16 protein-coding genes are annotated in these 14,539 nt (G+C 64.2%); 9 read left to right on the forward strand and 7 right to left on the reverse strand.

Translation table 11 applies throughout. The features are described from left to right. Positions 1–74: 74 nt before the first annotated feature. The 4 genes from rlmD to APH33_RS13125 form a co-directional block, all read right to left on the reverse strand. Positions 75–1,433 carry a 23S rRNA (uracil(1939)-C(5))-methyltransferase RlmD gene (gene rlmD, locus APH33_RS13110; protein WP_054885559.1) on the reverse strand — a complete coding sequence of 453 codons (1,359 nt, stop codon included), beginning with the start codon at positions 1,431–1,433 and terminating at the stop codon, positions 75–77. Continuing rightward, on the reverse strand, positions 1,434–2,333 hold the full coding sequence (cysM, locus tag APH33_RS13115; RefSeq protein ID WP_054885560.1) for a cysteine synthase CysM: 900 nt from the start codon (positions 2,331–2,333) through the stop codon (positions 1,434–1,436). 94 nt (positions 2,334–2,427) lie between these two features. After that, positions 2,428–3,795, reverse strand: a complete 1,368-nt coding sequence (locus APH33_RS13120) for a sensor histidine kinase (protein WP_054885561.1) — start codon at positions 3,793–3,795, stop codon at positions 2,428–2,430. A 3-nt stretch (positions 3,796–3,798) separates the two neighbouring features. Continuing rightward, positions 3,799–4,515, reverse strand: a complete 717-nt coding sequence (locus APH33_RS13125; protein WP_054885562.1) for a response regulator transcription factor — start codon at positions 4,513–4,515, stop codon at positions 3,799–3,801. A gap of 191 nt (positions 4,516–4,706) precedes the next feature. On the opposite strand from APH33_RS13125, the gene APH33_RS13130 reads away from it, so the two are divergent. The 4 genes from APH33_RS13130 (at position 4,707) to APH33_RS13145 (ending at position 9,397) form a co-directional block, all read left to right on the forward strand. Continuing rightward, on the forward strand, positions 4,707–7,466 hold the full coding sequence (locus APH33_RS13130) for a response regulator (RefSeq protein WP_054885563.1): 2,760 nt from the start codon (positions 4,707–4,709) through the stop codon (positions 7,464–7,466). A gap of 71 nt (positions 7,467–7,537) precedes the next feature. Further along, a complete protein-coding gene (locus tag APH33_RS13135; protein WP_054885564.1) occupies positions 7,538–8,527 on the forward strand; it encodes a 2-hydroxyacid dehydrogenase in 990 nt (329 codons plus the stop codon). Between the two features lie 31 nt (positions 8,528–8,558). Next, complete coding sequence (locus APH33_RS13140) at positions 8,559–8,996, forward strand: hypothetical protein (RefSeq protein WP_054885565.1); 438 nt, start codon at positions 8,559–8,561, stop codon at positions 8,994–8,996. Beyond that, a complete protein-coding gene (locus APH33_RS13145) occupies positions 8,993–9,397 on the forward strand; it encodes an META domain-containing protein (RefSeq protein WP_054885566.1) in 405 nt (134 codons plus the stop codon). The genes APH33_RS13140 and APH33_RS13145 overlap by 4 nt, the downstream gene beginning before the upstream one ends. 117 nt (positions 9,398–9,514) lie before the next feature. Here APH33_RS13145 and APH33_RS13150 read toward each other — a convergent pair whose 3' ends face one another. After that, positions 9,515–9,979 carry a TlpA disulfide reductase family protein gene (locus tag APH33_RS13150; RefSeq protein WP_054885567.1) on the reverse strand — a complete coding sequence of 155 codons (465 nt, stop codon included), beginning with the start codon at positions 9,977–9,979 and terminating at the stop codon, positions 9,515–9,517. Positions 9,980–10,064: 85 nt separating this feature from the next. Here APH33_RS13150 and arsC point away from each other — a divergent pair, with 85 nt between their 5' ends. From arsC to APH33_RS13165, 3 genes are read left to right on the forward strand one after another with little or no spacing between them, the layout of a single operon-like run. Beyond that, positions 10,065–10,418 (forward strand): arsenate reductase (glutaredoxin), encoded by a 354-nt coding sequence (gene arsC, locus APH33_RS13155; RefSeq protein ID WP_054885568.1) that lies wholly within the window; start codon positions 10,065–10,067, stop codon positions 10,416–10,418. Further along, positions 10,415–11,020: an NAD(P)H:quinone oxidoreductase gene (gene wrbA, locus APH33_RS13160; protein ID WP_054885569.1), complete on the forward strand. Its 606-nt coding sequence runs from the start codon at positions 10,415–10,417 to the stop codon at positions 11,018–11,020. Before arsC ends, wrbA begins: the two co-directional genes overlap by 4 nt. Further along, positions 11,013–11,426 carry a DUF2069 domain-containing protein gene (locus tag APH33_RS13165; RefSeq protein ID WP_054885570.1) on the forward strand — a complete coding sequence of 138 codons (414 nt, stop codon included), beginning with the start codon at positions 11,013–11,015 and terminating at the stop codon, positions 11,424–11,426. Before wrbA ends, APH33_RS13165 begins: the two co-directional genes overlap by 8 nt. Positions 11,427–11,510: 84 nt before the next feature. Here APH33_RS13165 and APH33_RS13170 read toward each other — a convergent pair whose 3' ends face one another. After that, entirely contained in the window at positions 11,511–12,182 is a 672-nt protein-coding gene (locus tag APH33_RS13170; RefSeq protein ID WP_054885571.1) for a DNA-3-methyladenine glycosylase I, read from the reverse strand. Between the two features lie 4 nt (positions 12,183–12,186). Further along, positions 12,187–13,011, reverse strand: a complete 825-nt coding sequence (gene ttcA / locus APH33_RS13175) for a tRNA 2-thiocytidine(32) synthetase TtcA (protein WP_054885572.1) — start codon at positions 13,009–13,011, stop codon at positions 12,187–12,189. Positions 13,012–13,274: 263 nt separating this feature from the next. Between ttcA and APH33_RS13180 the strand changes: the two genes are divergently transcribed. Next, positions 13,275–13,874: a Yip1 family protein gene (locus tag APH33_RS13180; RefSeq protein ID WP_054885573.1), complete on the forward strand. Its 600-nt coding sequence runs from the start codon at positions 13,275–13,277 to the stop codon at positions 13,872–13,874. Positions 13,875–14,019: 145 nt separating this feature from the next. After that, positions 14,020–14,514 carry a SprT family zinc-dependent metalloprotease gene (locus APH33_RS13185; protein WP_054885574.1) on the forward strand — a complete coding sequence of 165 codons (495 nt, stop codon included), beginning with the start codon at positions 14,020–14,022 and terminating at the stop codon, positions 14,512–14,514. Positions 14,515–14,539: the final 25 nt, after the last annotated feature.

The following is a 14,539-nucleotide window of genomic DNA, read 5'->3' on the forward strand; positions in this document are numbered from 1 at the left end:
GCGCACCACACGGGTGCACTGGCTATCACCGTGCAGCTTCGCTTCCGTGGAAGCCGCACCAAGGGGCCAGCTCGCTAGCCCGCTTCGAATAACGCCATGGCTTCGACATGCGCCGTCTGAGGAAACATGTCGATAATCCCGGCCCTTTTTAACCGGTACCCCTGGCCGACCAGCACCTGGGCGTCTCTCGCCAGCGTGGCCGGGTTGCACGATACATACACCAAGCGCTTGGCCTTGAGGCGGGCGATGTCTTGCACCACCTCGTATGCACCGTCGCGCGGTGGATCCAAGAGTACCGCAGAAAAGCCCTCGGCGGCCCATTCGGCGCCTGCCAAAGGCTGCGATAAATCGGCCTGAAAAAACGCGGCGTTATGCACATCGTTGTTCCGGGCATTGGCCGCGGCCCGATCGACCATGGCCTGTACACCTTCAACGGCCACCACTTCATGTGCCTGGCGCGCCAGCGGCAGGGCAAAGTTGCCGAGGCCGCAGAACAGGTCCAGCACACGCTCGTCAGCCCGCGGAGCGAGCCAGGCCATGGCCTGCTCGATCATCGCCGTGTTGACCTGGGCGTTGACCTGGACAAAATCGCCCGGGCGCCAGGCCAGTTCCAGCTGCCAGGGCTCCAGGGCAAAGCCCAGTTTCGCCTCGGCATCCACCGCTGCCGGCTCGCCTTCACCCTGCAGCCACAGCTGCGCCTTGGCCTCATCACAGAATGCCTGCAGGCGCGCCAGGTCGTCCGCAGGCAACGGCGCCACGTGACGCACCAGCACGGCCTCGGCGGTACCGCTGAACAGTTCCACATGGCCGATCGCCTGCGGCTTGCCCAGCGAGCGCAATACGGTCGGCAAGTGGCGAAGAATAGATTGCAAAGGCTGTACCAGCACGGCGCAGTCATCGATGGAGACAATTTCCTGGCTGGCCTCGGCGCGGAAACCGACATCCAGGTGCTTGGCCTTCACGTCCCAGCGCACGGCTACTCGCGCGCGGCGGCGGTAGCCGAATTCCGGCCCGCTCAGGGGCGCGGCCCATTCTTCGGGCTGCACGCCGGCCACCCGTTGCAGTTGTTCGGCCAAGGTGCGCTGCTTGAGCGCCAGCTGTGCATCGTGGGGCAGATGTTGCAGGTTGCAACCGCCGCAACGCTGGTAGTGGCGGCAGGGCGCCTGGCGGCGTTGTGGGCTGGCTTGCAGCACACGCTCCAGGCGCGCCTCGACGACCTTGCCGCGGGCGTTGAGCACCCGCGCTTCGACCGTTTCACCGGCCAGTGCGCCGCTGACGAACCAGGTACGCCCTTCCAGGAAGGCGATGCCGCGGCCGTCACCGGCCAGGCGCTCGATAGCCAGGCGCTGCTTCTTGCCCACGGGGACCTGGGGCGTGCGGTTGCCGCCGGCTGGCTGGAAGCGCAGGCCGCTGTTGCTTTTTTTCTTGGACATTTAGCTCGGGTCGAACAGGCCGGTGGACAGGTAACGGTCGCCGCGGTCACAGATGATCGCGACCATCACGGCGTTTTCCACTTCGCGGGACAGGCGCAGCATGGCTGCCACCGCACCACCGGAAGACACGCCGCAGAAAATGCCCTCTTCGCGCGCGAGGCGGCGAGTGGTGTCCTCGGCCTCCTGCTGGGACATGTCCATCACGCGGTCGACGCGGGTGGCATCGAAAATCTTCGGCAGGTACTCCTCGGGCCAGCGGCGGATACCCGGAATGGCCGAGCCTTCCATCGGCTGCAAGCCGACGATCTGCACGTTGGGGTTCTGTTCCTTGAGGTACTGAGAGCATCCCATGATGGTACCGGTGGTACCCATGGAGCTGACGAAATGGGTGATGCTGCCCTGGGTCTGCTGCCAGATCTCCGGGCCGGTGCTGGTGTAATGGGCGATCGGGTTGTCGCCGTTGGCAAACTGGTCGAGGACCAGGCCGCGGCCTTCGGCCTGCAACTTCTCGGCGAGGTCGCGGGCGCCTTCCATGCCCTCTTCCTTGGTCACCAGGATCAGCTCGGCGCCGTAAGCGGTCATGGCGGCCTTGCGTTCGGCGGTGGAATTGTCGGGCATGATCAGGATCATCTTGTAACCCTTGATCGCCGCCGCCATCGCCAGGGCGATGCCGGTATTGCCGGAGGTGGCTTCGATCAGGGTGTCGCCTGGCTTGATCTGGCCGCGCAGTTCGGCGCGGGTGATCATCGACAGTGCCGGGCGGTCCTTCACCGAGCCGGCGGGATTGTTACCTTCGAGCTTGAGCAGGAGGGTATTGCTGGTTTCGCCAGCGATACGCTGCAGGCGAACCAGGGGCGTATTGCCGACGCAATCGGCGATGGTTGGGTACTGCAAGGTCATGGTGTATTTCACAATCCGGACGGCAGGGGTGCCTATCATACCGGCAAACCCTTCCCGGCCATATCACGCAATCTGTGGACGCTATAGCTACCAGCTATAACGGCGCCACCGAAGAGGCCGGCGCATGAAACGGCAGCCGCATGCACAGCCGGAGCCCTGACGTGCCATTTTCGGCCCACAAGGTCCCACCCTGGCGCTGAATGGCACTGCGGGCAATGCTCAACCCCAGGCCGAAACCGCCGTCCCCAGGCCGCGAACCATCGAGCCGGGAAAACGGCGCAAAGATGCGCTCCAGATCCTCATCGGCGACACCGCCGCCTTCATCTTCCAGCCACAGACGCCAGTAGCCACCTTCGCGCTGCCCGCCCAACCGTACCAAGCCGTTTTCCGGCGAATGGCGGATGGCATTGCGCAGCATGTTCTCCAAGGCCTGGGCCAAGTGGTTGAGGTTACCCTGCACCCAGCAATTGCCCGGCAGTTCACAGCGCAAGCGCCCGGGCGACCAGCCGCTTTCGTAGCTGGCGTCCTCGGCCAGCAGCTCCCAGAGCGCCTGGACCTGGATCGGCTCAAGGTTCATCGGCGCACGTTCGGCATCCTGCCAGGCCAGTTGCAGCGTGTTCTCGACCAACTGCTGCATGCAGTCGACTTCACGGCCCAGGCGCTCACGCAGGCGCGCGAAGTCAGTCTCGCCATCGCAGGCGACGCGCAGGCGGCTCAGCGGGGTGCGCATTTCGTGGGAAAGGTCGCGCAGCAGTTGCTGCTGCATCGCCACGGTACCTTGCAGGCGCTCGGCCATCTGATCAAAGGCTCGGGCCAGTTCACCCAGTTCGTCGTGGCGGGCCGTGGTGCGTGAATCCAGCCGTGCCGAAAGCTGGTCGGCACGCCAGGCATTGGCCTGCTCGCGCAACTGGTTGAGCGGGACGATCAGCATGCGGTACAAGCCGACACACAGCAGCAAGGTGAACAGGCCAGGGATGATGCCGTTGGTGACGACCTGCCAGAACACGCGGTACTGGCCGGGGTTGAAACGTTGCGGCAGCTCGATCACCAGCATGCCCTGCTGCGGCGCACCGGGGAACGGAATGCGCAACCAGGGTTGGTCGACGCTGCGCCGGCTCATGGGCCAGTCGACCCCACGCAGGCGGGTCAGCCGCTGCATGATCTCAGGGCCAGGAATGGCGCTGTCCAGGGGGCGCAGGTTCAGGTCGAGCACACCGATCCAGCCATGCTCACGCTGGTGCATCGCCGCCACCCAGCGGTCCAGCCCTTCACGTCCCCCGGTGCGCCAGGCCCTTTCGGCGTCGCTGGCATAGTCGCGCAGCACCTGGCGGGCCGGCGGGTCGAGAAAGGCGTTGCGGGTTTCCATATGACGGCCCCAGGTGTAACTGAGGCCGATCATCAACAGGCAGAAGCCCACCAGCAGGATGGCCAGCTTCCAGAACAGTGAATGACGATCAAGCATGACTTAGTCCGCTTCGCCGGCACTGAGCACGTAGCCCTTGCCCCACACCGTGCGGATCTGCCAGGCGTGGTAATCGATACCCTTGAGTTTGCGGCGGATCTGGCTGATATGCATGTCGAGGCTACGGTCGTGCCGCGAGTAGCCGCGCTGGAGCACCTGCTGGTAAAGGAAGGGCTTGCTCAGTACTTCATCGACATTGCGATGAAGGATATCGAGCAGGCGGTATTCGCTCGGCGTCATGCCGGCGTGCTGGCCATTCAGGCTGACATCACACCGGCTTTCGTCGAAGTACAACTCGCTTGCGGCCACCGCCTGCTGCGGCTGATGACGCCGCTCAAGAGCGACCCGGCGCAGGATCGCCTCGATCCGCACCTGCAGTTCGGCGATGCTGAAGGGCTTGGGCAAGTAGTCGTCGGCGCCGCGCTGGAAACCGCTGATGCGGTCGGCCTCGGCGCCCAGTGCCGACATCAGGATCACCGGCGTGGCGCTGCGCTGGCGCAGCCGGGCAAGGGCATCCAGGCCATTGAGGCCGGGCAGCAGGATGTCCAGCAGGACCACGTCGAACGCTTGGCGGTCGGCTGCTTCCAGGCCATCCAGGCCATTGCGGCACCAGGTGACCTGGAAGCCGCCACGCTGCAGTTCTTCGTGCAGGTACGCCCCCAGCACAGGATCGTCCTCGATCGCCAGGATGCGCGAGGCGCAATTAGTTACAGGATTCATTGGCAACTGCCATACATTCTCAATTGCGCGATTATTGTGCATGCTCTCCTTTCAGGCAACTGCCTGCGACCAGTGCCTTGGCCCGCCACGAAATGACATTCAAAGAGTGCAATAGCGCAGCCAGCGGAGTAACTTTCCGCTTTGTGCCGTCGCAGCGACGACGGCATCCAGGCACATCACAGGAGGCGAGTGTGCTCGATCGTTTGGGAATCAGAAGCCGGGTGCTGCTGCTGGCATTGCTGCCTGCCAGCCTGATGGCACTGGTGCTGGGCAGTTATTTCACCTGGCTGCAGCAAGACCAGTTGCGCACCCAGTTGCTGCAGCGCGGCAAGATGCTCGCCGAGCAACTGGCCCCGCTGGCCGCACCGGCCCTGGCACGCCAGGCGCCTGCCCAGCTGGAGCGCATTGCCGCGCAGACCCTGGAGCAGGCCGACGTACGTGCCGTGGCCTTCCTCGCCCCCGACCGCAGCCGCCTGGCCCATGCCGGCCCGAGCATGATCAACCAGGCGCCCAGCGGCGGTACCGGCACGCAGTTGCTGCAGCGTACCGGCAACGACGCCACCCGTTACCTGATGCCGGTGTTCGGCCACCACCGCGATCTGGCCACCGATGCCGTACCGGCCGAAGCCGAGCGCCTGCTCGGCTGGGTCGAGATCGAGCTGTCCCACGACGGCACGCTGCTGCGTGGCTACCGCAACCTGTTCACCAGTGTGCTGCTGATCCTCGCCTGCCTGGCCCTCAGTGGCCTGCTGGCGATGCGCATGAGCCGTACCATCAATGACCCGATCGCACGCATCAAGCAGACGGTCAACCTGCTCAAGGACGGCCACCTCGACGAACGCCTGCCGGCCATGGGCAGCCATGAGCTGGACGAACTGGCCCGCGGCATCAACCGCATGGCCGAGACCTTGCACGGCGCCCACGAAGAGCTGCAGCACAGCATCGACCAGGCGACCGAGGACGTACGTCAGAACCTGGAAACCATCGAGATCCAGAACATCGAGCTGGACATGGCGCGCAAGGAGGCCCTGGAGGCCAGCCGCATCAAATCGGAATTCCTGGCCAACATGAGCCACGAAATCCGCACCCCGCTCAATGGCATCCTGGGCTTCACCCACCTGCTGCAGAAGAGCGAGATGACCCCGCGGCAGCTGGACTACCTGAACACCATCGAAAAGTCCGCTGACAACCTGCTGGGGATCATCAACGAGATCCTCGACTTCTCCAAGATCGAAGCGGGCAAGCTGGTGCTCGACAGCATCCCGTTCAACCTGCGCGACCTGGTCCAGGACACCTTGACGATCCTCGCCCCTGCCGCCCACGCCAAGCAGCTCGAACTGCTCAGCCTGATCTACCGCGATACGCCGATTTCGCTGATCGGCGACCCCTTGCGGCTGAAACAGATCCTCACCAACCTGGTGAGCAACGCGATCAAGTTCACCCGCGAAGGCACCATCGTCGTCCGGGCGATGCTCGACGACGAACACGAAGACAGCGCCCAGCTGCGCATCAGCGTGCAGGACACCGGCATCGGCCTGTCACCACAGGACGTGCGCACGCTGTTTCAGGCCTTCAGCCAGGCCGACAATTCACTGGCTCGTCAACCCGGCGGTACCGGCCTGGGGCTGGTGATTTCCAAGCGCCTGATCGAGCAGATGGGCGGCGAAATCGGTGTCGACAGCACGCCGGGCGAGGGTTCGCAGTTCTGGATCAGCCTGAGCCTGCCCAAGGCACACGACGACATCGAGGAGCAGCCGCTGCAACCGCTGCTGGGACGCAGAGTGGCCATCGTCGACGGCCATGAGCTGGCGCGCCAGGCCCTGGAGCACCAGCTCGAGGATTGCGGCCTGAGCGTCAGCCTGTTCGCGTCCTACGACCAGCTGCTGCAAGGCGTGAAGGCCGGCTTCCAGGCCGGCATGCCCTTCGAGTTCGCGGTGCTCGGTGCCAACCTCGGTACGCTTTCACCGGAACAGCTCGGCCAGTACAACCAGCAACTGGAGCGCCTGCGCTGCCAGTGCGTGGTGCTGTGCCCGACCACCGAGCAAGCGCTGTATCACCCCTTCCTGCCCAACGGCCATGGCCAACTGCTGTCCAAGCCGACCTGCACGCGCAAGTTACGCCGCCTGTTGCTGGAATTGGTACAACCGCGACGGCTGCAGGCCGAACCGGGGTTGCCCGGCAGCGGCCAGCGCCGGGCGAAGATTCTGTGCGTCGACGACAATGCCGCCAATCTGTTGCTGGTACAGACGCTGCTCGAGGACCTGGGCGCTGAAGTGCTGGCGGTAGACAACGGCCTTGCCGCCGTGCAGGCGGTCCAGGCTGAGCCTTTCGACCTGGTGCTGATGGACGTGCAGATGCCCGGCATGGACGGCCGCGCCTGCACCGAGCAGATCCGTCTGTGGGAAAAGACCCAGAGCGGCAACCCGCTGCCGATCGTCGCCCTGACCGCGCATGCCATGGCCAACGAGAAACGCGCTCTGTTGCACAGCGGCATGGACGATTACCTGACCAAGCCGATCAGCGAGCGGCAGTTGGCCCAGGTAGTGCTGAAGTGGACCGGGCTGAGCCTCGGTGCGTCGCCACTGGAGCATGCCAGCGAGCCACTGGGTGACGGCCATGAGCTACCTGTGCTGGACCCGGACGAAGGCTTGCGCCTGGCTGCCGGCAAGCCAGACCTGGCAGCCGACATGCTGGCCATGCTGCTGGCGTCGCTGGAAACCGACCGCCAGGCGATTCGCTCCGCTCGCGAGGCAGCTGACAGCACGACGCTGATCGAGCAGGTGCACCGGCTCAATGGTGCCTCGCGTTACTGCGGTGTGCCGCAGTTGCGGGCGGCGTGTCAGCGCAGCGAGACACTGCTCAAGCAGGACAGCCCGCAGGCCCAGCAGGCGCTGGATGAGCTGGACGCGGCGATCAATCGGTTGGTGGCGCAGGCGCGCCTTAGTGCCTGACTGGATAGAGTCGGCGCTCGGTCTCCCAGGCGCCACAAAACCCAAGACATACACTGCAAAGGACCCATACCATGCGCGTTCTGTTGTTCAGCAGCCAGCACTACGACCAGGAAAGCTTCACCCAGGCCGTCCGTGACAGCGCCCTGGACCTGCACTTCCAGCCCACCCGCCTGACCCTCGACACCGCCCCGCTGGCCCAGGGCTACGAGGTCGTCTGCGCCTTCATCAACGACGAGCTCGACGCCCAGGTGCTGCAGCGCCTGGCCGCGGGTGGTACGCGGCTGATCGCCCTGCGCTCGGCCGGCTACAACCACGTCGACCTGGCCGCGGCGCAGCGCCTTGGCCTGGCCGTGGTGCGCGTGCCGGCCTATTCGCCACATGCCGTGGCCGAGCATGCCGTGGCCTTGATCCTGGCGCTCAACCGCCGCCTGCACCGGGCCTACAACCGCACCCGCGAAGGTGACTTCACCCTGCACGGGCTGACCGGCTTCGACCTGCATGGCAAGACCGTCGGTGTTGTCGGCACTGGCCAGATCGGCAGCGCCTTTGCCCGCATCATGGCCGGTTTCGGCTGCCAGTTACTGGCGTATGACCCCTACCCCAACCCGGAACTGCTGGCCCTTGGCGCGCGCTACATGGCATTGCCCGACCTGCTGCGCGAGGCGCAGGTCATCAGCCTGCACTGCCCGCTGACCGAGCACACCCGGCACCTGATCAATGCGCAAAGCCTGGGCCAGCTGCAGCCGGGCGCCATGCTGATCAACACCGGGCGTGGCGCGCTGGTCGACACACCGGCACTGATCGACGCCCTGAAAAGCGGCCAGCTCGGCTACCTGGGCCTGGACGTCTACGAAGAGGAAGCCCAGCTGTTCTTCGAGGACCGCTCCGACCTGCCGCTGCAGGATGATGTGCTGGCACGGCTGCTGACCTTCCCCAACGTGATCATCACCGCGCACCAGGCATTCCTGACCCGCGAGGCCCTGGACGCGATCGCCGCCACCACCCTGGACAACATCATCCGCTGGGCGGCGGGTAATCCGCAGAATCTGGTCAGCGGTTGATGCTAGGATACGCGGCATTTCTGGAGGACCCATGGTCGAGCACGATTTCCGCTATACCCTTTTCAACCCGCAACACACCCTGATCGAGTGCCGCGCCCTGGTTCCGGGCCGCTATCAGGTGACCGGCAACGGTGGCTCGATGCACAAAGGCGACGTCCTGATCGTGACCCTCAAGGGCAGCAAGGACCTGGCCATGCGCCTTACCGTCGAGAGCGTGCGCCACCTGATCAACCCACGTGGCCAATGGGTCGCCGTGGCCAGCGGCCCGGTGTTCAACGAGCTGGAAATCCTCACCTGGAAGGTCGAGTGCGACAGCTGCGACGCGGTGCTGGACTTCGAGTTCGCCGTCGACGCCAAACTCGGCAAGGCGGCCCGTCAGCCGGCTGCCAGCGCCCGTGTTGCCGAGCTGGGCTGGGCCAGCCGTGGCGACAAGCACCTGTGCCCGCGTTGCCAGGAGAGCGCCGAGTGAAGAATCTGCTGACCGGCGTGCTGATTGCCACCGGCCTGCTCGGCTGTGCTGCCGAACCTTCGAAGCTGCAGCAGGAGCGCAGCTACGTGCTGGAGTGGATCGGCGAACGTCCGCTGATCGACTACAGCCACCTGACCCTGACCCTGGCCAGCGATGGCCGCGCCTACGGCAATGCCGGCTGCAACCACTGGTTTGCGCCGTACACGCTGGACGGTGAGCACCTGAGCTTCGGCAAGGTCGGCAAGACCCGCAAACTGTGTGCCCCGGCGTTGATGGAGCAGGAAAAGCGCTTCCTGCAGGCGCTGGAGACGGTACAGCGCTGGGATGTGTCGCCTATCGAGCAGTTGCGCTTCTGGCCTGAAGAAGGCAAACCCCTGCGCTTCTGGCCCGAGGAAGGCTGAAGATTGCCGCGGCTGCTTTGCAGCCCTTTCGCGACACAAGGCCGCTCCTACAAGTAACGCGACCGCCTGTGGCAGCGGCCTTGTGTCGCGATAGGGCCGCAAAGCGGCCCCAGGGCATCAGGCGCCTTTCAGGGCCTTGATCTTGGCCTGCAGCCCTTCCAGGGTCTGCTCGCCCATCAGTTGTTCACGCACCTTGCCCTTGTCATCGATGATGTAGGTCACCGGCAGCGCCTCGCTGCGTGGCAGGTCATATCGCTCGGCCGGGTCCTGGGCCAGCACGGTGAAGCCGATGCCCAAGGCCTCGGCTGCCTGCTTCAGCTCAGGCCCTTGCAGGCCATCGAAATTCACCCCGACCACCTTGATGCCATCAGCAGCCCACTGCTTGGCCGCCTGGTTCAGTTCAGGTACCTCGGTTCGGCACGGGCCACACCATTCGGCCCAGTAATTGAGCACTACCCAGTGCCCGTCGATCTGTTCCGCCTTTACCGTCTTGCCATCTTGGTCCACGCCATAATCGGCACCGCAACCACCGAGCAAAAGGCTCGCGGTGATGGCCAGTACTGCTGCCAGACGCCTTGCCATGGGTCAATCCTTCTCGAAGTTTCAAGCAAATAGGTCAGTCGCTGCGGTTAGAATAGCTGCCACACCCAGCTGGATGCGACCCGACATGACTGACTTGACGCTCTATCATAACCCGCGCTGCTCGAAATCCCGCGGCGCGCTGGAACTGCTTGAACAACGCGGCCTGGCACCGACCATCGTGCGCTACCTGGAAACCCCGCCCGATGCCGCCACCCTCAAGGCCCTGCTCGGCAAGCTGGGCATCGCCCCACGTCAGTTGCTGCGCAGCGGTGAAGACGAATACAAATCCCTCGACCTGGCAAACCCGGCACTGAGCGACGCGCAGCTGATCGACGCCATGGTCAATCACCCCAAGCTGATCGAACGCCCGATCCTGGTCGCCGGTGACAAGGCAGTGATCGGCCGACCGCCGGAGAAAGTCCTGGAGATCCTGCCGTGAGTGCGCCGTACATCCTGGTGCTGTATTACAGCCGCCACGGCTCGACCAGTGAGATGGCCCGGCACATCGCCCGCGGCATCGAGCTGGCCGGCATGGAAGCACGCCTGCGCACTGTGCCGGCGATTTCCACCGAATGCGAAGCGGTAGCCCCGGACATCCCTGCCAGCGGCGCGCTGTACGCCACCCTCGACGACCTGCGCCACTGCGCTGGCCTGGTGCTGGGCAGCCCGACCCGCTTCGGCAACATGGCCGCACCGCTGAAGTACTTCCTCGATGGCACCAGCAGCCTGTGGCTGGGTGGCGAGCTGGTCGGCAAGCCGGCCGGTGTGTTCACCTCCACCGCCAGTTTGCACGGCGGCCAGGAAACCACCTTGCTGTCGATGATGCTGCCACTGATGCACCACGGCATGCTGGTGATGGGCCTGCCGTACAGCGAGTCGGCGCTGCTGGAGACCCGCGGTGGCGGCACGCCTTATGGGGCCAGCCACCACGCCGGCGCCGATGGCAAACGTGAACTGGACCCACACGAGATCGCCTTGTGCCGTGCCCTTGGCCAACGCCTGGCGACCACGGCCAAGGCCCTGGAGGCCGCGCGTGGCTAGAAAGCCCAAGGTGTTGCCGCCGCTCGAGTGGCTGGCGCCGCGCCTGCGCCTGACGCGGGCGTTGAGCCTCGCGTCGTTCTTCGGCCTGATGGCGCTGCTGGTGGTGAACAACTTGTGGTTCGCCAACCTGCATGGGGCGCGGGTCGAAGTGATCCTGGCAATCGAACTGGTGCCGCTGTTACTGCTGCTGCCGGGCATGCTGATGGGCAGTGCCCGGGCGCATGCCTGGACCTGCTTCGTGGTGAATATCTACTTCATCAAGGGCGTGCTGGCGGCGTTCGACCCGGCACGGGCGGTGTTTGGCTGGGTCGAGGTACTGGTAAGTCTGAGTCTGTTCGTGGCCGGGCTTTTGTATGTGCGCTGGAAGTTTCAGTTCGAACGGCGCCTGGCGGGCGAAGGGCGTTAGCTTCTTCGCGGGCACGCCCGCTCCCACAGGGACCGCGCTGACCTTGTGGGAGCGGGCGTGCCCGCGAAGAAGGCTACACAAAACTCAATGGTTGACGGTATGCGCCAGCATTACCGACAACTGGCACAGCGGTCGCCCGCTCTCTGCGTGCCATTGATTGAACGCTTGCTGCACCAGGGCCAGATCGCGCTGACTGGTCGGCTGCTTGTCGATAACTTTCTGCGCGATCAGCGCCGCCGACATGTCGTCGGTGGGGATAAAGGTGTCCTTGCCGACCATGCGCAGGAAGCGCGGCGCCGACAACCCGCCCAACTGGTTACCGTGCCTGGCCAGGTACTTCCACAGCCCGATGATGTCGGTTTCTGGCCATTCGGCGATGAACGCGCCGAAGCTGCCCTTCTCCTTTGCCACATCGAGGATCATCTGCGCATTGCGTGGCACGCTCTTGAGCTTGCCCAGGTGGCGGATGATGCGTTCGTCGTGCATCAGTCGCTCCAGGTGCTCGGCGCCCATGAGCACCACCTTTTCCGGGTCGAAGCCGAAGAACACCTGCTCGAACGCTGGCCACTTGGCATCCACCAGGCTGTGCTTGAGCCCGGCACGGAACACGCGCAGGGCCAGGGTCGACAGGTAGCGGTCGTCAGCGATGTCGCGCAACTGCGCAGGCGTGCGCGGCTGCGGCAGGTAGGCCTCCAGCGCCTGGGCCGAGCCGAAGCGGTTCAGGCAGTACTCGTGCAGCCACTGGTAATCGCGCATGGCTTCAGATGTTCACCACGTCGAGGAAACGCGGGGTGGCGTTCTCGTCGATCTTCAGGCTGGTGAAGTCGAACAGGTTACGGTCGGCCAGCTGCGACGGCGCCACGTTCTGCAGGGCGCGGAAGATGCTCTCGGTCCGGCCCGGGTGCTTGCGCTCCCACTCCACCAGCATGTCCTTGACCACCTGACGCTGCAGGTTCTCTTGCGAGCCGCAGAGGTTGCACGGAATGATCGGGAATTGCTTCATGTCGGAGTAGGCCTGGATGTCCTTCTCGCTGCAGTAGGCCAGCGGGCGGATCACCACGTTGCGGCCGTCGTCGGCACGCAGCTTCGGCGGCATGCCCTTGAGCGCGCCGTTGAAGAACATATTGAGGAAGAAGGTTTCGACGATGTCGTCGCGGTGGTGCCCCAAGGCCATCTTGGTCGCCCCGATCTCATCGGCGAAGGTATACAGCGTGCCACGGCGCAGGCGCGAGCACAGCGAGCAGGTGGTCTTGCCCTCGGGGACCAGTTCCTTGACCACCGAGTAGGTGTCCTTCTCGACGATGTGGTACTCGACGCCCAACTCCTTGAGGTACGCCGGCAGCACATGCTCGGGGAAGCCTGGCTGCTTCTGGTCCATGTTCACCGCGACGATCTCGAACTTGATCGGTGCCACCTTCTGCAGGTGCAACAGAACGTCGAGCATGGTGTAGCTGTCCTTGCCGCCAGACAGGCAGACCATGACCTTGTCGCCATCTTCGATCATGTTGTAGTCGGTGATGGCTTCGCCGGCGAGGCGACGCAGGCGTTTTTGCAGTTTGTTCTGGTTGACCGAGAGGGTGCCCATAGCGCTTGGATCCGCGAGGTGTGACAAAAGCCGGCTATTTTACGCACAAACCACGCGCACCTGTAGGGATTCCGATAAAGACTTCAAGGTAATCAACAGCGGCCTCGACAGCGCAATTTGCTCTAAAAAGCAGGGTTTGAGCAGGGATTGACTTCCTATACTGCGACATAAGGCCACATTACCGTTCTGCTTCGGTGCCTTGGCCTCGGGCCGCTTGCGCTCCACGTGGGGGGCGATTGGCAACATTGAGAGGAGTGACCGGCATGATTCATCACGTTGTGGGGCTGTTTACCCATCCCGACCAGGAATGGCGGGAGATTCGTGGCGAAGAAGAAAGCATCAGCCACATGTACCTGACCCATACCCTCATCCTGGCGGCGATTCCCGCCATTTCCGCCTTTATCGGCACAACCCAGGTGGGCTGGGTGATCGGTGGCCGGCCAGCGGTGATGCTGACCATGGATAGCGCGATCTGGATGAGCATCATGTCATACGTGGCGATGCTCGCCGGGGTTGCGGTGATGGGGGCGTTCATTCACTGGATGGCCCGCACCTACGACGCCAACCCGTCCATGGCGCAATGCATCGCCTTTGCCACCTACACCGCCACTCCGCTGTTCCTCGGCGGCCTGGCGGCGCTCTATCCGCACCTGTGGTTGGGCATGCTGGTGGGGACCGCTGCCATTTGCTACACCGTGTACCTGCTGTATGTCGGCTTGCCGACGTTCATGAACATACCGTCGGATGAAGGCTTCCTGTTCTCAAGCTCAGTGCTGGCCGTGGGCCTTGTGGTGCTGGTGGCGATCATGGCCGCAACCGTGATCATCTGGGGCTTGGGCGTGGGGCCGGTATACACCAACTAGATCAGATCCAGCCAACATAGGGCATCAAGCAGAGGCCGCCGCAAAGGCGGCCTCTGCCTTTGTACCTATGGCTGCTTGCTGACCGGTGGCTCGGCAAGCGCGACTGGCATGCGGCATAATGCCCGGTCAGGAGAACCACCCCGCCATGCCCGAGCTGCTCAAACAACGCGTCGAAACCTGTTACCAGCAAGCCGAAGCCTTCTTCAAACGCCCCTTCCCGCGCCCGGAAGTCAGCTTCAAGCTACGCGGCCAGAAAGCCGGCGTCGCTCACCTGCACGAGAACCTGCTGCGCTTCAACCTGCAACTGTATCGCGAGAACCAGGACGACTTCCTGCGCCAGACCGTGGCTCATGAAGTGGCGCACCTGGTGGCCCATCAGCTGTTCGGTGACCGCATCCAGGCCCATGGTGAGGAGTGGCAGCTGATCATGCGTGGGGTGTATGAACTGCCGCCGAACCGTTGCCACAATTATGCAGTGCAGCGGCGCGTGGTAACCCGCTACATCTACCGCTGCCCATGCCCGGAGAGTGATTTCCCGTTTACCGCACAGCGGCACAAGCTGGTGCGCCAAGGGCGCCGCTACTTGTGCCGGCGCTGCCGCGCGACTCTGGTGTTCAGCGGTGAAACCCGCCTCGAATAGCCAGGCACAAGAAAGGCGACCCGAG

It is taken from the genome of Pseudomonas sp. NBRC 111130 (assembly GCF_001320485.1).
Taxonomy (GTDB): Bacteria; Pseudomonadota; Gammaproteobacteria; order Pseudomonadales; family Pseudomonadaceae; genus Aquipseudomonas; species Aquipseudomonas vlassakiae.